This is a genomic window from Vibrio viridaestus (genome assembly GCF_003856525.1).
GTDB lineage: Bacteria > Pseudomonadota > Gammaproteobacteria > Enterobacterales > Vibrionaceae > Vibrio > Vibrio viridaestus.
In genome coordinates, this window is sequence record NZ_RJVQ01000005.1 from 276,757 (window position 1) to 295,152 (window position 18,396).

Sequence of the window (18,396 nt, forward strand, 5' to 3'; positions counted from 1 at the left end):
ATCTCATACCAAACTTTCTGATTAATGAATTAATAATTTACGTTTCATTATAATGTGACTTTATGCATCTTATTGAACTTTTAAGGCCTAAAACGCGCATGGATTTAGGTTGATATTTGTATTAATAGTTACCAAAATGGTTCACTTACTCAGCAACTCTAACGAATTTGCAACGTAGGCAGAAGCGGATGCAAGTGCAATTAAGATACTTGCTACTTTTTCTGGGTATTCTAAGTGGACCATATGGTCAGCATTATGGATAATTAAGAAACGGCTATTAGGTAAATTTTTGGCGAATTCCTCAGCAACATCGATTGTTACATAAGGATCATATTCCCCAACACATACCGTAGCAGGTATATGCATTGAAGAAAGATCACACGGTTTATGTACCAGTAGACGCACCGAGTTTTCGAAGAACACATCTATTCGTTCTTGATCAAACTTGGCGATATTACGTTCTGTAGCACGTTTAATGGCCTTACTCCGTGGTATATCTGGTTCAATAGATGTCAAAGACTCCGTAAACGTTTTCGCAAAGTTAGTCGTGCTAACCATGGCCGATGCAATCATCTTCTTCGTTGCATCGCGGCCCGATTTAGGTATACCAGGTACTCCCCCGCAGATAGATAGGCTTTGAACTCCGGACCAAAGTCCGCACAGTTCTACCGTAATAGCGGTTGCGTACGAAAATCCTATCAAGTGAGCTTGTTTAATATCGAGATACTCAAGTAACTCTAATACCATAGCCGCCTGCTCCCTTATTGTCGTTGTCGACTCTACAGGGGCATTTAATCCGGTACCAGGTATCTCAACGGTTAGGCAATTGACATGCTGGGAAAACGCTTTGGAAAAAATATCTACAGATTCAATATCTTGAAGAGCACCAAGTAAAAAAACCGCGTACTCACTAGTATGAGCATTGTGGTCAATACGAAAGCGATATTGGTTTCCATTTAAGATCATGTATTGAGTTTCCATTTTCATCTCCTTGTGGTTAATGGAAATCTCAATATAAGCAATTGGTTTTATTTAACTACATTGCATAATAATTTTATTGGCTAGGACAATCATGAACGATTACTACATTGATAACGGAGAGAAAGCAGTGAGAGAGTTGCTGGCTGATCTTTTAGAGAAATTTAACAAACAAATCCAGGAAGGCAAAAGCCCAAAAACACGTATCCAATATTTTGGAGCTACGCTGGAGGTCAAATTACTTTCCTTCGAAGGAGTAGGTAACTTTCAAAAAGAGCCATCCTGAATAGGCGTAACAAGCTACAATTCTATTCTGCCTAAATTTCTCATCTGTCTTAAAACCCAGTGAGTCCGCTGACTAACGTAATACGTCATCGGACTGGGTTCCATTTTATAGGGATTAGGTAATACTACTGCTAGTTGCGCTGCCTGACTGCGTGATAATCGGCTTGCCGGAATACCAAAGTAATGTTCGCTTGCAGCTTCAACACCGTAAATACCAGGACCAAATTCAACGACATTAAGATACGTTTCCATAATTCTTTCTTTTCCCCAAATGAGCTCCAGAAGAAATGAAATGTAGAGTTCGTAAGCCTTTCTTACATACGTATGACTCGGAAAAAGAAATACATTTTTTGCCGTTTGCTGAGTAATGGTACTCGCACCGCGGGAAGGGCCTGATTCACCACTGTTTTCAATCACACTAAACAAAGCATGAAAATCGACCCCCCAATGCACAGGGAAACGCTGATCTTCTGACGCTATCACTGCCAACGTCATAAAATCGGATATATCGCTAATCGGAACCCATTCATGCTTGATTTTCGAAGGGTAACCTTCGGGTGGGAAAAGCGTGCGACTAATCTCCCATCCCCAAAATGGAGGGTTTACAAACTTAAGCAGAATAACGAGAACCAAAGGTGTACCGAGCAAAATGATCATCACCCGAAGCATTAGCCTCTTCAATTTCTGACCAATTGTCGTTTTCTTACCTTTCTTTACCACTCGCTGTATCCTCATCACATATAACCGCTCTACTCTAAAGTGTGAGCTAGGACAAATCAACTTCCTCACAGCTAAACATTCACACTGGTGATATCTAACAACGTAATGACAACAAAGACCACATCAGCCTCTATTAGAACGCATCTATCTTCTTTGTGATCACTTGGTATTCATTACTCAAAAAGCTAGGATAGAAATTATAACGTCACATACACAGACACGAGTATGGAATAATAGCTAGGGAGAATACGATGGAAAAGTTAACACAACTCACCGAAACAATTTCGGTTACCCCACAAATTACACCATCAGATATTAAAGAAATTGCTGAGCTTGGCTTTAAATCCGTCATTAATAATCGCCCCGATCATGAACAAGCGGAACAGCCATTGAATAGTGATATCGAACAGAGCGCAATCTCAATGGGTCTCAAGTTTGTACACCTTCCTATCGTCGCAGGAAAAGTAACAGCAGGACAGTGTCAGCAGTTTACCCAGCTATTAGAAGAGCTTCCAAAACCGATCTTGGCCTTTTGTCGCACCGGAACAAGAAGCACGGCAATGTGGACGATGAGCAGCAATGACGGCGAGAGCTTTGCTCACCGCATGGACATAGCAAAATCGTTAGGATTCGATTTGAATTGGGTGTCAAAACCAGAAAAATGAGCCGTAACAACGGGAGTGAGGCCACAATAATACTGTTGCCTCTTTCTCAATACATGACAATTATCATTCACCTGCATGATTTATTATACCAATATAAAAATAATGGAACCAATCCCTAACAAATAAAAACCATATATTATATATGTAGCTCATATGTGATTGATCTCCCCAATATGCAACTGATGAAATGCTATTTTAGACTATTCATCTTACCCCTGTTTATAAAGGAGATTTTAATGAAACGAGTCAACTCCCCTTATCTTTACTGTGTATTACCGATTCTACTAGCTACACCTATAACACTTTTAGCTGGTACGACAAATTCTCAGTGTAGCCCCCAGAACTATAATGCAGTCCCTGACGGTAAAACAGTGATAACCAAACAACTGCAAAAAACAATTGATGTATGTAGTCGTAATGGCGGTGGAATTGTGTCACTCGATAAAGGTGTTTGGCTAAGCGGACCCATTTCGTTAAAAGATAACGTCACATTACATTTGGCTGAGGGCAGCGTTTTACTCGCCACAAACATCAACAACGATTTTAAGCGCGCTTTTATTGGCTCAGAAGCACAGGAAGGTGAAGCATTTATTCTTGCTAACAATGTATCAAACGTTTCGATAACGGGAACTGGAACGGTAAATGGTTCAGGCAAAGAGATTTGGTGGCCGGAAGCTTTAGGAGTAAGAAATATCGTCAAAGTACAAGGCGATACCGACTATTTTTTACAACGATATCCTGGGATTCCTCTTGCAAATGGCGTACCTCGTCCTTGGTTAATCGAGTTTAACAATGTCACTAACGGACATATAGGCGGCATTCTTGCAACGAATTCACCAATGTGGAATATTGTGCTGAGAAACAGCCAAAACATTACTTTCAACGGAACACGAGTTCGTAACCCTGAATATAGCCCCAACAGTGATGGAATTGATGTTGTCGCCTCTCAACATATCTCGATGAAGAACCTCGATATATCGACCGGAGACGATAACGTTGCAATAAAGTCAGGGCTTGCGAACGTTCCTCTGATTGCCAGAGCAAGCTCAGATATAGAAATATTTGATTCTGTCATGCATGAAGGACATGGCATCTCGGTTGGCAGCGAGACAGCAAATGGTATTGGCTCGATCTACATTCATGATGTCAAATTTAATAAGACGCTAAATGGTTTTCGCGTAAAATCAGCCCGAGATCGTGGCGCTCAAATCGGACCGATTAAAGTAGAAAACTTGAAGATGGTCGATGTACACACCCCGATTCTATTTACAGAAAGTTATACGGGGCAGTCTGGCGCTTCCGACGAACCACTACCAACAATAGAGCCAGTCGCGGTTACAAAAACAACACCATTCATTCATGATGTCGCAATCACGAATCTCACCGCAGACAACGCCAGTATCGCAGGTGTATTTAGTGGATTACCAGAATCTCCACTCAAAAATATACAGCTAAATAATATTCATATTAGTTCTAAATTAGGGATCAAAACGGCTTACGCCGAGATTGCAGCCAAAAACATTGATGTGACTACCGAAGTCGGTAAAGCAATCAATAAAGGTCCTGAAACTTATTTAACCGACATAAAGTAGCCAGCATTGCACCCTTATTTCGGCACATCAATATCGAGCTATCAGAATTATACTGGTAGCTCGATCTAAACGTTTTCTGAAAAAATAAAAAATGCAACCGATCACTTATCACATTTGAATAATAATTTGATTTGGAATTCAAATTAAATTATCGTTACCCCATGGAGATAATTTGAATTTCAAACTAAATGATCAGTCTGAAACCAAATAATTTACTAAGGCATTTGTCTCTCCTATCTAGCAACTTCATAACAACCCTATTTGTAGAAAACACCAAAACCCCATAGGTACAAGCATACAGATGAGCCAGTCAGACAAAACATCGACGAATATCGCATCACAAAATATCGGCATATTGAGCACTATCGTAAGCCTTTTTCATCGCCAGCAATTTCAGAGTAGTATTCAAGTTCATCCCTTGCCTTTCTTTCGTAATGAGTTTCTCGCTGGTCTACAAACGGGGCTGACCTTAGTAATAGCACTTATCGTGGTGTATCTATCACCTTGGTCACATATGGTTGGATTCGCCGGATTGGGGGCCTTAATCGCTTTATTTGGACGTTTTGAATCTCGCTCCGGTCGAAACCGCATGTTATTGCAAGCCGCAGCCATTCAGACTGGCTCAGTATTGTTAATGTCCTCGGCTAAATGGGCAAGATGGGCACAACCGTCGCTACTTTTGCTATTAGCCGCACTGTGCGGTGTCTACTTATTCATTTGCGTTACAGGTCGTTACGGACCACCAGGACCACTCATTTTTGTATTCGCTGCGGGCTCTTCTATCGGGGGAGATATCACTCAGCAAATCATCATTGAAAGAACACTGGCAACGGGTGCTGCAGCGCTGTTAGGCTGGTTGATCTGTAACGCGACCTCGTTTTTACGTGATCTACCCAGTGAGAATAAACACTTTCCTACTGTCCCTCCTGCTCCCGCTGTAAGCCATAGGCTGATCGCAGCAATACGAACATTCATAGGCACAGCTATCGCAATGTTCGTTGTTTGCTATGCTTTCGATGCACATTATCCGGCATGGGCGGGCATGGGTGCGCTGGCTGTAACTCAAGGCGCATATCTGCATGTCAGTATGAATCGCGCGATGCAGCGTATGGTCGGAACCACGATTGGCGCCATGATGGCATGGGCAGTATTGCAGTTCGACCCGAATATCTGGGGACTAATAGCGGTTATCGGTATATTTCAAGTATTAACAGAGATGGTGATCGGTAAGAACTACGCGCTTGGCCAGATGTTTGTTGCTCCGATGGCACTGTTGATGACGCACTTAGCTGCACCTTGGTTTCCCAGTGATAGCTTGGTTCCTGAACGAGTTCTTGATACTCTTATCGGCGCCAGCATCGGTATGCTTGTCGCGGTCGTTTTATCCAGTTTAGACGATCGGCTCTATCTTGATAAATTGCGCCGGTCTGGAAACAAAGCGTAAAGTAATACCAACGCGCAGTAACTTTCAATTGACTAAAGTAGTGCCATGACGACATTTAATACTCCCCGCGCCCGTTTCGGATTGAGCTTCTCCTTAATTGCTCGCCAATGGCGTCGTGTAATGCAAACTAACCTGGCCTCGATTGGCTTGACTGATACAGCCTGGGTTCCTTTGGTTCATCTCAGCGAGTGCAAGGGTATTACCTTAAAAGAATTGGCTCTGCGAGTTGGTGTTGATAGTTCGAGTCTGGTCCGTATCATTGATTCTCTAGAACGTGATGGTTTGGTTGAAAGAAAGCGTGATGAAGAAGATGGACGAGTAAAACAGATCTATCTTACCCAGTCTGGTGAACAACAGGTGAATAGCATTCGTACCGAGCTATGCCGATTTGAAGAAACAATGCTGCCTGACTTCAGTGATGCCGAACTCGAAGTCATGCTTACGATGTTTGAACGTTTGCAGGTTCGACTGGATGATTATGAAGACAAACAAGACTGATCAACCACATCAATTGGCGAGATTTCCATGGTAGATGCCAGAGTAAAGCAGCTGCTTGCCGAATCAATCTCCGCGATTAACTCATCCAACTTTACGTCGAGACTCATGACTCTGATTGACTCAGTGTTGAGCTATGACAGTGCCGTCATTCTTGGACTGCGTAAAGGTAAGCGCCCCATTTATCTCTACGACTCTATCAAAAGTAACCGGGAATTGCTTTTTGAACGGTATCTGACTTCGTTATTTCAAGATGACCCGTTTTACAAAATGCTTAACAGTGATGAACAACAAGGCATTTTTTCATTAAAAGATATTGTGAAAAAAGATATCGACTATCAGGCTTACTGCTCTGAATTTTATCTTCAAACGGGTTGGAAAGACGAGCTGAGCATTCTAATTGAGATTGAGTCCAAGCGCTGGATAGGTATTTACCTTGGTTGCACGCAAAATGGACACTCTTTTTCCAGTCAGGATATTAATACCTTACGTTCATACTTCCACATTATTCAGTCGCTATGTCAGCAGCACTGGAAACAAACCGAATTTTACCTAGCTGAGCCCCTATTCCACCCGGAATATCACTCAGGTAAGAGACGCGAACTCATTGAAGGTGCTCTGAATACCTTTGGTCAGGGATTGCTCTCTCCACGTGAAAAACAAATCGCTGTTTTAATCGTACAAGGACTTGATTCTAAGGAGATAGCATCACAATTAGACATCTCAGAGGGAACGGTAAAAAATCATCGTAAACGGATCTATGCCCAGCTACGAGTCAAATCGCTGAGCGAATTATTTCAACTTTTCCTCAATCACATCATTACTCAATAAATATCACAAATTATCCCAAAAGGGACATATCAACCCAGACAGGCTCTTCGTAATCTGTAGTCATTGAGAACCAATCAAAACGGATAATGCAGATGACGTTTATCGAAGATCTACAAATACGCGGCTTAATCGCGCAAGCAAGTGATATCGAGGAAATTAAGCAAAGACTGGAAACGACTCAAACCGTTTACTGCGGCTTCGATCCGACCGCAGGCAGCCTACATATCGGTCATTTAGTTCCACTGATCATGCTCAAACGATTTCAAGATGCAGGTCATCATGCAATTGCGCTGATTGGTGGCGCAACCGGCATGATTGGTGATCCCAGTTTTAAAGCAACAGAGCGTAATTTAAATACGGAAGAAACAGTGAAGGGTTGGGTTCATCAGCTTACCGATCAGATCCAGAGTCTAATGACTCCGCATCTACACAATCCTCTGCAAATCGTAAATAACGCAGACTGGATGAATACAATCAATGTCATCCATTTTTTCCGCGATATCGGTAAGCATTTTTCAGTCAATACGATGATAAACCGGGAATCGGTTAAGCAAAGACTACAGCGACCTGAACAGGGCATTTCGTTTACAGAGTTTAGCTATTCGTTACTGCAATCCTTTGATTTTTCAGAACTTAATCGGTTGTATGGATGCAGTATCCAAATTGGCGGCAACGATCAATGGGGCAATATCGTTAGTGGAATTGACCTCACCCGTCGTAAGAATGGAGAGCAGGTGTTTGGTTTAACTCTGCCACTCATCACCAAATCGGACGGAACGAAATTTGGTAAAACAGAAGGGGGAGCAATCTGGCTCGACCCACAAAAAACCTCTCCCTACGCGTTTTATCAGTTCTGGATTTCAACCGAAGATGCCGACGTATATAACCTTCTACGTTATTACACTTTCCTAAGTTGCAATGAAATAAACGATCTTGAGTTGTCTGACAAAAGAAGTCATACCAAACCCGTCGCTCAGACTATCCTGGCACAACACATGACTCGCTTTGTTCATGGCGAAGAAGCCCTTATTAGCGCAGAACGCATCACCAACGCCTTGTTTACCGGTGAAATCGGAAAGCTCAGTTTAGCGGAATTACAACAGTTAGAACTTGATGGTATTCCGTGTATCGAAAGCGATCAGAAAGACATTGTAGAACTCATGATTGATTCTGGGTTAGCCAAGTCTAAACGTATTGCCAGAGAGCTCATCGAAACCAATTCAGTCAGTATCAATGGCGAAAAAGTGTCTCCGGATAGTTTAGAAATAGGCTTTGGCCTTTATGACCAATATTGGCTACTCCAACGCGGCAAAAAGAATTTCTGTTTAGTGAGGCGTAAAGCGAATTAAGCGAAGCATCTCGACACTAAGCGAATATTAGCAAACCAACAAATCAGCCTAAAGCAACCGTGGCGGCAATGTACTGCTGCGAAGATGGAATATACCCCAATATCAACAGGAGAAAGTGAATATGGCTACCGTAGAGTTGCTTCCAGAAGTAACCGCATTTTTGGCTCGTCAACAGGGTCACTTCATTCATGGAAGAGCGATTCCAGGCTCAACACATGATCGCGCAGAAATCAGAAATCCAGCAAACGGAGAACTCATTACTACCGTTGCCCGAGCAACCGAAGACGAAGTGGAAGAGGCTATCGCGTCATCTTACTCTGCGTTTAAAGGCACTTGGGCTCAAACCGCACCAGCAGAGAGAGAACGCATTTTGATGCGCTTCGCTGACTTAATAGAAGAACACGGCGAAGAGATTGCTCAGTTGGAAACGTTACAATCGGGGAAATTACTCGCTTTATCAAGAATGATAGAAGTCGGCTGGGCAGCACAATTTCTTCGCTATTATGCAGGCTGGGCAACGAAAATTTCCGGAGAAACACTGTCACCCTCAATCCCATCCATCAAAGGCGAGCAGTATACTGCGATGACGTTACGTGCTCCCATTGGTGTTGTTTTCGGTATCATTCCCTGGAACTTCCCTGTCATGATCCCCATTTGGAAACTCGGTGCGGCCTTAGCTACGGGTAATACTGCTCTACTAAAATCTGCGTCTCCTACACCTCTTTCATTGCTTAGGGTCGCTGAGTTAGGAAAAGAAGCAGGATTACCGGATGGTGCCCTAAATGTCATTAATGGACCAGGGAGAATTGGTGATCAAATCATTCCTGATGAGCGTATTGCAAAAGTCACGTTGACCGGCTCCGTGCGCACCGGAAATATCATCGCTGAAAAAGCGATGAAGGCGAATCTGAAGCGCGTGACACTTGAACTTGGCGGAAAAAATGCAGCGGGGTTCCTACCAGATATGAGTATCGAAGAAATAGTCGATGGCATATTTGAAGCAGGGTTCCTACATAGTGGTCAAATATGCGCTTCTGCCGAACGCTTCCTGATTCATTCAAGCCAAATCGACGACGTTGAAGCAGCCCTTCGCGAACGTCTTATCGGTATTGAAGCGGCCGACCCAATGGATGAAGAGGCGGCATTCGGACCAGTAGCTACCCAGGACCAATATGATAAGGTCTTAGAAGCATTCGATATCGCCAAAAAAGAAGGCGACCGTATCGTTGTCGGTGGTGAGGCCTATAATCGCCCTGGCTTTTACGTTAAGCCCACCGTTATTCGTCCCAAATCTCTCGATAGCACATCTTGGCGCGAAGAAATCTTCGGTCCCGTCGCGACTCTGGCTACATTTGACTCCGAAGAAGAGCTCATTCATGAGATGAACGATACACCTTACGGTTTAACCGCTTCGGTTTGGACTCATGACCTATCAAAGGCCATGCGACTAATACCACAAATTGAAGCAGGCACAGTGTGGGTAAACATGCATACTATCGTAGATCCTAGTGTTCCTTTCGGTGGCGCAAAAGGCTCCGGAATAGGCCGTGAATATGGATCTGCCTTTATTGAAGATTACACAGAACTTAAGTCTGTAATGATTCGATACTAATTGAGTTAAATCAGTAGCGTTTAGAGTGCTCCTTGATGAAAGTTCTTGGAGCACTTTAGCTACATTAAGAAATATACCTAGAAATACTTTTGAACCTAGTTTGAGACAGCAGAGGTAAGAATACTAGGCTTTTCAGATTTTAATACTATTTCTCCATTGTCTTTCCATTGCTTGCGCTCTTCATCTGTTGCCTTAGGAACAAACTTACCCAACGCCGCATAGACAAAGCCCAGTATAGGCGATAGCCAACAAGCAATACTGCAGACAATGTAGAGCAAGTTTTCGGTATGTCCTGCCGCGATGCCTAATCCCAGCGCATGGATTACAAATGCCCCACCCGCATTCCAAGGTATCAGAGGCGACAGCAGTGTACCTCCCTCTTCTACTGAGCGAGATAGACACAAAGTCGAATACCCCATCCCACGGTAAGCCTGGCTGTACATACGACCTGGTAATGCTATCGATAAATAAGGATCGCCTGCGACTAAATTCGTTCCGAGAGCGGTGCAAGTCGACGCCACCTGCAAACCAAAGATAGAGCGAACTCTTCCTAAAACAGCCAGAACAATGGTTTCTAAGCAGCGCGTTTTTTCTAGTACTCCGCCGAACCCTAACGTAATAAGGATAAGAGTTAGGATCCAGGTCATAGACTGTATACCACCACGATTAAGCAGTGCATTCGCATTACTGTTGCCAGTATCGACACTAAATCCACTTTGCAAATAGCTCATCGCATCATGAAAACTGGCACCTTGAACTAAAATCGCAATCAACATACTTACCAGAACAGAGAACATCAGTGTCGGTATAGCGGGCATCTTTTTTAAAGCGAGAAAAAGTACAATGAACACCGGTGCGAGAACAATCAGGTTAAAGTTGAAATGGTTCTCTAATGACTCACTTAACGCCTGAATTTTCACTAAATCGACATTCTGGTCATTGATAAGATTGAATCCAACAAAAAGATAAACACAGAACGCAATTACCATTGAAGGTATTGTCGTTGGAAGCATATTTCGGATGTGCGCAAACAGATTTGTACCCGTTACCGCCGGGGCAAGATTGGTTGTATCGGACAGAGGTGAAATCTTATCGCCAAAAAACGCACCTGAAACAACAGCACCTGCCGTCCAGTACATAGGGATACCAAACCCATCTCCCACCCCCATTAGCGCTAAGCCCACGGTGGCTGTAGTCGTCCATGACGTTCCTAAAGACACAGAGATAACTGAACATAACACCATAGCAGCAGCGAGAAATATCTGAGGAGTCAGAACCTTGAAACCATAATAGATCATCATCGGAACCGTCCCACTGGCAATCCAAATACCGATGATCATCCCTATAATCATGATGATTAATGTGACCGGAATCGCCACCTTAATCACATGAAATAGTCCTTGTTCAAGTTGCTTCCAACGATATCCTCGAAACCACGCAATAACGCAGGTAAAAACCAGACCAACCGCTATCGGCGTATGAGGCGTGAAATCATCAAAATAGAACAACTGAATGCCTAATAATACGAGTGTAAATAGAATAGGTAACACAGCTAAAAATAAACTGGGTCGTTCTATCTCAGCCTCAGAAATATCAGAATGGGGAGTAGACATAATGCCTCCTTGCAATATATGTTTAACCACTTTCCAGAAAGAAAATAAACAGAGTGAGTCAATGAAATACAACTACCATTGAAACGCATGGTAGCTATTAAAATCATTACCTTACGAAAGAAATCAACTTAGTATCCGACCCAACATCGTTAGTAAAACTACCAAAGAGATGCTACGTAAATCAGGGCCTCGTGGTTCAATCTACTACACAGACAATATTAAATAGGTTTCATTTACGTCATTATGCGTCTTTGGATGTCGCGATTGACTAAAAGCAAAATTTAGCAATATAGATGGGATAAATACTGTGGATAAATATAGATCTGGCTAAAAACCTTTCAGCCACGCCTTTTTATCGGATGACTGAAAGATATAAGATTAAATTATTGATGTGTCATTAATACGAACGAGGACTGGTTCCTATAATGTATCCTCTATTTGATTAGAGTTAACTACCGCAAATCCAACCTGGTCACCATGGCCTAGCCCATATCCCATAGGTTTACGACATAAACGATCTGCCTCACCAAAAGCAAATGCGGCAGCTACATGCGAATTAAAGCAATAGTCGAAGAAATTGGATCTCATTAATTTCATTCTCCAACTAAACAATTCCTGACCATAAAGACGAAGGCTTATGTTGTAACTCGTAAGTGGACAAAAGTGAGCTAGAGGCTTTGCTCTAGCTCTGGTGGTTGGGATTAGCATAAGTACGGCAAATGATACGTAAGACCTAACTTGTATTAGTTACGACTAGATCTGACACTTCGATTTGAAATGAAGAGGGTTACCCACTTTGATTAAAGGTGCTTAATCCGAAAACCGACATTCTATACAAGAGCGATAACTGTTCTAAGTGCGAATGTAGAACAACTAGTTTGACGGACTGCGCTAACGTAGTTAAGGTATACACATTAATCAGTTAGTCCCGCGAGTTGGCGAGATATCTCAGTCAATGCGCTCCAGTCTTTTTGCCCAAGTCCATTTGCATTTGCTGCTACTAAGTTGTCTTTAGCTCCAATAATTGCTGACGGTTTTACGCCACAAGCAGTGAACGCAGTTTCAAATATTAGTGCGTCTTTTAAACCCGCTGTAAGATCGAAGCCAACCGTATCAAAATCTCTAGCCGCGATTTTTTCAGCATAAGAACTCATGGCTTCATTTCCTGCAAAAAACATCTGAGCAACAGCCAATACTTGTCTTTTATCTAGCTGACTTTTCTCTGCAAATGTAAAGACTTCACCCAGCATTGCGAGTTGCGCCATAGCCATATAATTCACACATATTTTCATTCCATTAGCTGAGCTAGCGGTGTTGCCAACAGGTACTTGTTTCACTGTGTACGACTCTATTATCGGTTGAGCGGCTTCTATAGCTAACGATTCGCCTGCAAGGAAGGTAATAAGCTTACCCGCCGTCGCTGCATCAGGACGCCCAACAACAGGGGCTGCTATATATTGGCAACCACGTTTTTCATGCTCTGATTTTAGATGGTCTGCTGTTGAGGGTTGAATTGTCGTTAATCCAACATGGATTTTCCCCGTTGTCATCGAATCAAGAATGCCATCTTTAGCAATAGATAGTTCAATAATGGAATTGTCATCTAACAAGCTGGTAAAAATGATATCGGATTGCTCAACGAGTTCTTTGATACTGTGAGCGACCATTGCACCTCGCGCCTGAAACGGCTGAGTCTTCGATATCGTTCTGTTGTAAACCGCTAATTGGTATCCCGCTTTTTGAATATTTTCACAGATACCCGAACCCATTTTACCAAGACCGATAAAACCTACTTTCAGATTTTTTGTATTCATGCTGTGTTCACCTTTTATTGCCATAAGTTGGGAACACTTTATCGATAGACAGATTTACAGCCTTAACAATTGTTAACGGATCACTTATTTTTTGCTTTGATTCGACTTAACGACACAGGTGTCATACCTAAGTATGTCGCTACGTAGTGATGAGGAACTTTATCAAAGATATCGGGTTGAAGGTTGAGTAGCTCTCCATATCTTTGCTGTGGATTATTCTTTATTCGAGAGATGAATAGTGCTTGGTAATGGTACAAACGCTCTGCAATGTAGTCATCAACCGCCTGTTTTATGCTGCTATCGTTATCGAGTAATTGAACTAGCTCATTCTTAGACATAACGCGTAAACGAGCCTCTGTAATAGTTTCAATATTGTACAAAGCAGGGAGGTTGCGCTTAAGGCTTTCGAAAGAAGTGACTATATCCCCTTCAAAGAAGAACTGAAAAGTCACATCATGACCATCACCATTAAACCAAGATCTGACGCAGCCCTTCTCGATAATATAGACCGAATCGCAGATATCGCCTTCATTGAGCAACGTCTCTTTCTTTTTAAAATGATGAACATGTCCGACTCGAATAAGACTCGGAAACCTTGAGATGATTGAAGCAGTCATTACATGGCTCACTAAAAGTAGAAGAAAACTATGAAGGATTTAGGCTACCACATTGTAAACGTTGCCGTCTTTAAGGACGGTTTTGTCTTCATGTATACATGAGAATAATTTAGTCAAAATGATAACTATCATACGAGGTCCGTATGTGGTCTCAACACGGAAAGGGGCAGATTCAAGCTACAACTGAACTTTTCCTATATCGAGTTTAGATACGTACCACCATGATATATGTTTCTGTGTCATCACCCTTCTCACTGTGAATAACCTTAAAACCATGGCTCTCATACAACGGAACAATGCTTTCTTTACACTGGAGATATAGACGTGAAATTCCTAGTTCTTTCGCTTTGCTCTTAGCAGATAATACTAGTTGGTAGGCAATACCACTATTCCTATGATGAGGAGTCACAAAAACGCTACCAAGCCAGTGTTCATAATCAGGATATGCCATGTTTTCATGGTACTTCAATTCTACAACACCGACGACTTGTCCTTCTATTCTAGCAGTTATGGCTAACGGAATTTCATCCCTAGATAAGGACTTTTCTCTCACCTTTTCAAGAATTAGGCTTTCTGAAGCTTCTTTATTTAGATATCCCCATTCATTGAAATACCACGTTGCGATAATTTCACAGTCTTGCGGATTATCAGCTAGAAGAGTTAATTCCATTTCAATTTCCTTCACTGAATTGAGAAGCTAGTTGTCACTAACCTAACTAGCTTCCCAATCTGTAGAAAGCACAGACATTAATACTTTATCGACAAACTGACCATTACGGAAACCTGACTGGCGCATTACACCCTCATGTTGATAGCCTGCATTTTCATAGGCCTTTATCGCACCAAAATTCAGAGCACTAGCGGTAAGTTCCACTCTGTGTAAACCAAGCGTTCGTATAGCGTAGTCTGTGACTAGTTTTGTTATTAATGTACCAACACCTTTCCCCCAGAATTCTTTCTCACCAATAAGAAGAAAGAATTCACCACTACGATTTAACGTGCTTATATCTGATACTCCAGCGTAACCAATAAGTTGGTCATTTTGTTTGCAACATATGCCAAACGACACATTTTTCGTGCATGAATTAATCGTTGAGAGCCACTTATGTATGTCAGATTTAGATTGCGGGTATACGTATGAAGATAAGCTATATAAAGTAACTTCACGGTCACGAGACCAGTTGTAAAATAGTTCGCAATCATCAATATCCAATGAACGTAAATAGTAACTTTCTGATTCTAACTGCATGACTTTCCTTATTGATTTGAATGAGCATTTAACAGTTTTGGTCGATTAGACGGCGATTTATATTCCATTATGATGCTGCCTTCTTTTCCGTGCTTCGATTGTTCATCATTAGGTCAAAAAAATTACAAGGGTATTAAATTTCTTGATGAAAGATAGTCTTAATGATGCCGAGCTCATTTTGTTTCAGATAAATCTTGCTAGGGGAAAATCGGATTAACAGGATATGTATAAACATTTCCTCTGAAACACAATGGGGCAAAAGAGAGTTATAACGGATTACTTGACTCAGTACTGGCTTTGACAAACATTTCCATTTTAATCAAACCATCAGATTCGCCTAAATCTTGAAAACCAAATGTCTTGTAGAGACTTAAAGCTGGATTTTCACTAAAAACGAGTAGTCTAAGTCGACTTAACGAGCATAACTTAGCTTTCTCTAGCGCATAGCTTAAACATGAGTAACCAATATCAAGATTTTGGTATTTTGGTGAAATTTGAATATCTCGGATATAAAGAGCTTTTTCATCACTCGAAAATCTAATTATGCCGATCCACGCCCGCTGATATTTCACATCAAAATTCTCAAACTGAGACCAATTTTCTTCGTATTTTCTCTGATCCCAGATGATATTTCTTGCCTGATAGTACAGACGCATATTCGATCTTGTTAGTTCTGACGCTAACTCTATTGAATTCGATTTCTCAACTTCAATTTCCACAAAGTTCCCTTTAGATTCAGCAGTACATGAGGTTTGAGTTGCCAACTAAGTAGTATTCCTCTTGTGGCATCACTGAAGTTTGGCAAAGAAATACTACTTATATGCAATCAATTTGAAGAGCCTCTGAAACAAAGAATCGGTATTGAAAAGTTAAGCCATTTCCTTTAACGGATCGCCTTCCGGTAAGGCATTATTTATCCAAATAGCTAACCTCTTCTTGATACTCGCACCATCGAGTTTGTCGGCTGGTAATGGAGTGATTTGTTTGGCTTCTACCAAAAATAAATATACCGCTTTCGCTTGTACCGCTTGCGAATTGCTTGGTATATCAAACCCTTGCATTTTCGCTAATTTTATCCCGACTTCTAGCGCTTTCTTGACCAATTTCTCTTCATTTTTGATTTTTATCGTTTTAGACATAGTGAAACTACCCTCGAATTGGATAAGATTGTTTACTTACTTTATAGATAGAAAACAGAATCGTACAACGGATAATTCGTCAAAATGGGAATTAAAGGCAATTTGTACGATAAATAGACTTTGTCATACGCCATATCCGAACGTCCCCTCTGGTGCATTTGAGTAACGCCCAGCTAAGCTTAAATTATGATTCTTCATGGCTATTTAGTCGTAAGCTGCATTAAACCTCTGTGACATTGATCATTTCTTCATATTTAGAATCAGATACAATGCAAAGTATTATTCTAATAATCTTTAGAATATTTCCATTAAGGGATTTATTCGTGAAACAACACCAATTCATTGTTGGCAAACTGCCAGGAGAGATTTATGAAGATAGCATTTGATGTCGATGTGCTCGCGAAACAGATGAGCATTACCGATATGGTTCACCAAGTTGCGGACTGGGGATATAAATACATTGAGCAGTCACCTCACCCAAGGATTAATCCTTTTTATAAACATCCCCTCTTCTCACGGGAGTGCGAAGCAGAATACAAAAAGGCGTTGAGACAGGCGGGTGTAGATATCTCATCGTTTATTTGTGTTTATCGTTGGTCTGGCCCAACAGAAGAACAACGATTACATGCCGTTGCAAACTGGAAAAAACTCATCCAGATAGCGGTGGATATGGATGTTCAAGTTATCAATACTGAGCTATCTGGCGATCCAAATCAGCAGGAAATCTGCAACGGTATGTGGTTCCGCTCAATGGAAGAACTTTTACCTCTTTTTGAAAAAGAAGGGATCCGTGTAGAAATTCAATCGCATCCATACGACTTTTGTGAACTCAATAACGAGACATGTGACTTAGTAAAATCTTTCCGCTCAGAAAATTTAAAATACGTGTATTCTGCTGCACATGGATTTTTCTATGATGAAGGGAAAGGCGACGTCAAAAGCATGCTTGAATACGCAGGGGATGAACTGTCACATGTTCTTTTTGCAGATACGTTTAATCAAACGCTTGATACCAGATATATTTTAAACCCACCGTGGCTAAATGGTCGTGGCTCAGCCGATGTCACAGTGCACCAACACTTGGCTATGGGAGAAGGAGATGTCGATTTTGATGGTATTTTTGCTGCACTGAGAGAAATGAATTTTGCCAACAAATCCTTCAAGGTTGGTGGCGATGCAATTTCTTGTGTCTCTTACTTCGGGTTCCCTGAGAAGATGGCGATCCAAGCTGTGGAAGCAAGAGAACGTATTGAGCGTGAACTCCTCAAGTAAATGACAAAGGGTGAGCCATGCTCGCCCTTTCTCAAAATTATAGCTCTACATCATAACCCGCGTTTTGCCATTCCTGGAGACCATTCGGATATACTTTTACTTTGTATTTTTTCTCTAGTAGAAGCTGAACAGCATCTATGGCTTGAATACAGTAAACATTCTCACAGTACACAACGATCAGCTTATCATCATCATTGGAATAACTTTGACTCCAAACGTACAATTCTTCGACGGGCACATTTAATGCTCCTGGAATGTGTCCTTTACTGAAATCTTTCTCAGAACGAACATCAATAAGTAATGCACCATCAAATACAGCTAAAAATTGCTTGAGAGTAAGTGAATGCTCTCCACCGTTCACAATTGACGTCACTCCAGATGAAGCTTGGGTGATCTCTTTTACGTGATTGTAGAGTTCAAGAACATCACTATTCGCCAATCGGTAGTAGACTCTGACACCTTCTTTTCGGGTAGCTAATACCCCACTGGTTCTCATTACTCGAAGATGAGCAGAAATCAATTTGACGCTCGCCCCCATTACATACGCCAAATCTTCAACACAGCACTCACCAAAACTGAGTAATTCGATAATTTTCAGTCTATTTTCATGTGCTAGTGCTTTTAAGAGATCTGAAGCATTTTCATAGGAATAAGTAGCGATCAAACAAGGCTCCGAACAATAACGTTATACAACAGTGGATATAGTCGTAAATAATAACCA

General features: G+C 41.6%; 20 protein-coding genes. 9 read left to right on the top strand and 11 right to left on the bottom strand.

Features of this window, described 5'->3' with window-relative positions; genetic code table 11:
• Positions 1-141 precede the first annotated feature (141 nt).
• A complete protein-coding gene (locus EES38_RS13560; protein WP_124937747.1) occupies positions 142-981 on the bottom strand; it encodes an alpha/beta fold hydrolase in 840 nt (279 codons plus the stop codon).
• Positions 982-1,072: 91 nt separating this feature from the next.
• Between EES38_RS13560 and EES38_RS13565 the strand changes: the two genes are divergently transcribed.
• The gene (locus tag EES38_RS13565; protein WP_124937748.1) at positions 1,073-1,264 is read left to right on the top strand and encodes a hypothetical protein; all 192 of its coding nucleotides are present in this window, start codon (positions 1,073-1,075) and stop codon (positions 1,262-1,264) included.
• Positions 1,265-1,278: 14 nt separating this feature from the next.
• Here EES38_RS13565 and mtgA read toward each other — a convergent pair whose 3' ends face one another.
• Positions 1,279-1,932: a monofunctional biosynthetic peptidoglycan transglycosylase gene (gene mtgA, locus EES38_RS13570; protein ID WP_439333257.1), complete on the bottom strand. Its 654-nt coding sequence runs from the start codon at positions 1,930-1,932 to the stop codon at positions 1,279-1,281.
• A gap of 302 nt (positions 1,933-2,234) precedes the next feature.
• On the opposite strand from mtgA, the gene EES38_RS13575 reads away from it, so the two are divergent.
• The 7 genes from EES38_RS13575 (at position 2,235) to EES38_RS13605 (ending at position 9,971) form a co-directional block, all read left to right on the top strand.
• Positions 2,235-2,648, top strand: a complete 414-nt coding sequence (locus tag EES38_RS13575) for a protein tyrosine phosphatase family protein (protein ID WP_124937749.1) — start codon at positions 2,235-2,237, stop codon at positions 2,646-2,648.
• Between the two features lie 236 nt (positions 2,649-2,884).
• Complete coding sequence (locus tag EES38_RS13580) at positions 2,885-4,240, top strand: glycoside hydrolase family 28 protein (RefSeq protein WP_166434271.1); 1,356 nt, start codon at positions 2,885-2,887, stop codon at positions 4,238-4,240.
• A gap of 301 nt (positions 4,241-4,541) precedes the next feature.
• Positions 4,542-5,684 (top strand): FUSC family protein, encoded by a 1,143-nt coding sequence (locus tag EES38_RS13585; protein ID WP_124937751.1) that lies wholly within the window; start codon positions 4,542-4,544, stop codon positions 5,682-5,684.
• A gap of 45 nt (positions 5,685-5,729) precedes the next feature.
• Positions 5,730-6,182: a MarR family winged helix-turn-helix transcriptional regulator gene (locus EES38_RS13590; protein WP_124937752.1), complete on the top strand. Its 453-nt coding sequence runs from the start codon at positions 5,730-5,732 to the stop codon at positions 6,180-6,182.
• A 27-nt stretch (positions 6,183-6,209) separates the two neighbouring features.
• On the top strand, positions 6,210-7,010 hold the full coding sequence (locus EES38_RS13595) for a LuxR family transcriptional regulator (protein ID WP_243694194.1): 801 nt from the start codon (positions 6,210-6,212) through the stop codon (positions 7,008-7,010).
• 92 nt (positions 7,011-7,102) lie between these two features.
• Positions 7,103-8,359, top strand: coding sequence for a tyrosine--tRNA ligase (gene tyrS, locus EES38_RS13600; RefSeq protein WP_124937753.1), 1,257 nt, complete (start codon positions 7,103-7,105; stop codon positions 8,357-8,359).
• A 121-nt stretch (positions 8,360-8,480) separates the two neighbouring features.
• Positions 8,481-9,971 carry an aldehyde dehydrogenase family protein gene (locus tag EES38_RS13605; protein ID WP_124937754.1) on the top strand — a complete coding sequence of 497 codons (1,491 nt, stop codon included), beginning with the start codon at positions 8,481-8,483 and terminating at the stop codon, positions 9,969-9,971.
• Positions 9,972-10,066: 95 nt separating this feature from the next.
• Here EES38_RS13605 and nhaC read toward each other — a convergent pair whose 3' ends face one another.
• The 8 genes from nhaC to EES38_RS13640 all read right to left on the bottom strand — a co-directional run bounded on the left by nhaC (position 10,067) and on the right by EES38_RS13640 (position 16,403).
• The gene (gene nhaC, locus EES38_RS13610) at positions 10,067-11,584 is read right to left on the bottom strand and encodes a Na+/H+ antiporter NhaC (protein ID WP_124937755.1); all 1,518 of its coding nucleotides are present in this window, start codon (positions 11,582-11,584) and stop codon (positions 10,067-10,069) included.
• A gap of 420 nt (positions 11,585-12,004) precedes the next feature.
• Positions 12,005-12,172, bottom strand: a complete 168-nt coding sequence (locus EES38_RS22175; protein WP_166434272.1) for a hypothetical protein — start codon at positions 12,170-12,172, stop codon at positions 12,005-12,007.
• A gap of 326 nt (positions 12,173-12,498) precedes the next feature.
• Positions 12,499-13,398, bottom strand: coding sequence for an NAD(P)-dependent oxidoreductase (locus tag EES38_RS13615; RefSeq protein WP_124937756.1), 900 nt, complete (start codon positions 13,396-13,398; stop codon positions 12,499-12,501).
• Positions 13,399-13,478: 80 nt separating this feature from the next.
• Complete coding sequence (locus EES38_RS13620; protein ID WP_124937757.1) at positions 13,479-14,015, bottom strand: Crp/Fnr family transcriptional regulator; 537 nt, start codon at positions 14,013-14,015, stop codon at positions 13,479-13,481.
• A gap of 205 nt (positions 14,016-14,220) precedes the next feature.
• Complete coding sequence (locus tag EES38_RS13625) at positions 14,221-14,685, bottom strand: GNAT family N-acetyltransferase (RefSeq protein WP_124937758.1); 465 nt, start codon at positions 14,683-14,685, stop codon at positions 14,221-14,223.
• Between the two features lie 42 nt (positions 14,686-14,727).
• Positions 14,728-15,264 carry a GNAT family N-acetyltransferase gene (locus tag EES38_RS13630; RefSeq protein ID WP_124937759.1) on the bottom strand — a complete coding sequence of 179 codons (537 nt, stop codon included), beginning with the start codon at positions 15,262-15,264 and terminating at the stop codon, positions 14,728-14,730.
• Positions 15,265-15,530: 266 nt separating this feature from the next.
• Positions 15,531-16,028 (bottom strand): GNAT family N-acetyltransferase, encoded by a 498-nt coding sequence (locus tag EES38_RS13635; protein WP_124937760.1) that lies wholly within the window; start codon positions 16,026-16,028, stop codon positions 15,531-15,533.
• A gap of 105 nt (positions 16,029-16,133) precedes the next feature.
• The gene (locus EES38_RS13640) at positions 16,134-16,403 is read right to left on the bottom strand and encodes a DUF5062 family protein (RefSeq protein ID WP_124937761.1); all 270 of its coding nucleotides are present in this window, start codon (positions 16,401-16,403) and stop codon (positions 16,134-16,136) included.
• Between the two features lie 369 nt (positions 16,404-16,772).
• On the opposite strand from EES38_RS13640, the gene EES38_RS13645 reads away from it, so the two are divergent.
• Positions 16,773-17,675 (top strand): sugar phosphate isomerase/epimerase family protein, encoded by a 903-nt coding sequence (locus EES38_RS13645; RefSeq protein WP_124937762.1) that lies wholly within the window; start codon positions 16,773-16,775, stop codon positions 17,673-17,675.
• A 37-nt stretch (positions 17,676-17,712) separates the two neighbouring features.
• Here the strand turns inward: EES38_RS13645 and EES38_RS13650 are convergent, their stop codons facing one another.
• Positions 17,713-18,339, bottom strand: a complete 627-nt coding sequence (locus EES38_RS13650) for an ArsR/SmtB family transcription factor (RefSeq protein WP_124937763.1) — start codon at positions 18,337-18,339, stop codon at positions 17,713-17,715.
• Positions 18,340-18,396 lie beyond the last annotated feature (57 nt).

Coding starts and splice junctions, on each gene's coding strand:
- mtgA (WP_439333257.1), bottom strand. CDS start 1,932: ATGCTTCGGGTGATGATCATTTTGCTCGGTACACCTTTGGTTCTCGTT.
- EES38_RS13645 (WP_124937762.1), top strand. CDS start 16,773: ATGAAGATAGCATTTGATGTCGATGTGCTCGCGAAACAGATGAGCATT.
- EES38_RS13615 (WP_124937756.1), bottom strand. CDS start 13,398: ATGAATACAAAAAATCTGAAAGTAGGTTTTATCGGTCTTGGTAAAATG.
- EES38_RS13595 (WP_243694194.1), top strand. CDS start 6,210: ATGGTAGATGCCAGAGTAAAGCAGCTGCTTGCCGAATCAATCTCCGCG.
- EES38_RS13620 (WP_124937757.1), bottom strand. CDS start 14,015: ATGACTGCTTCAATCATCTCAAGGTTTCCGAGTCTTATTCGAGTCGGA.
- nhaC (WP_124937755.1), bottom strand. CDS start 11,584: ATGTCTACTCCCCATTCTGATATTTCTGAGGCTGAGATAGAACGACCC.
- EES38_RS13590 (WP_124937752.1), top strand. CDS start 5,730: ATGACGACATTTAATACTCCCCGCGCCCGTTTCGGATTGAGCTTCTCC.
- EES38_RS13560 (WP_124937747.1), bottom strand. CDS start 981: ATGGAAACTCAATACATGATCTTAAATGGAAACCAATATCGCTTTCGT.
- tyrS (WP_124937753.1), top strand. CDS start 7,103: ATGACGTTTATCGAAGATCTACAAATACGCGGCTTAATCGCGCAAGCA.
- EES38_RS13565 (WP_124937748.1), top strand. CDS start 1,073: ATGAACGATTACTACATTGATAACGGAGAGAAAGCAGTGAGAGAGTTG.
- EES38_RS13585 (WP_124937751.1), top strand. CDS start 4,542: ATGAGCCAGTCAGACAAAACATCGACGAATATCGCATCACAAAATATC.
- EES38_RS13630 (WP_124937759.1), bottom strand. CDS start 15,264: ATGCAGTTAGAATCAGAAAGTTACTATTTACGTTCATTGGATATTGAT.
- EES38_RS13640 (WP_124937761.1), bottom strand. CDS start 16,403: ATGTCTAAAACGATAAAAATCAAAAATGAAGAGAAATTGGTCAAGAAA.
- EES38_RS22175 (WP_166434272.1), bottom strand. CDS start 12,172: ATGAGATCCAATTTCTTCGACTATTGCTTTAATTCGCATGTAGCTGCC.
- EES38_RS13580 (WP_166434271.1), top strand. CDS start 2,885: ATGAAACGAGTCAACTCCCCTTATCTTTACTGTGTATTACCGATTCTA.
- EES38_RS13605 (WP_124937754.1), top strand. CDS start 8,481: ATGGCTACCGTAGAGTTGCTTCCAGAAGTAACCGCATTTTTGGCTCGT.
- EES38_RS13625 (WP_124937758.1), bottom strand. CDS start 14,685: ATGGAATTAACTCTTCTAGCTGATAATCCGCAAGACTGTGAAATTATC.
- EES38_RS13575 (WP_124937749.1), top strand. CDS start 2,235: ATGGAAAAGTTAACACAACTCACCGAAACAATTTCGGTTACCCCACAA.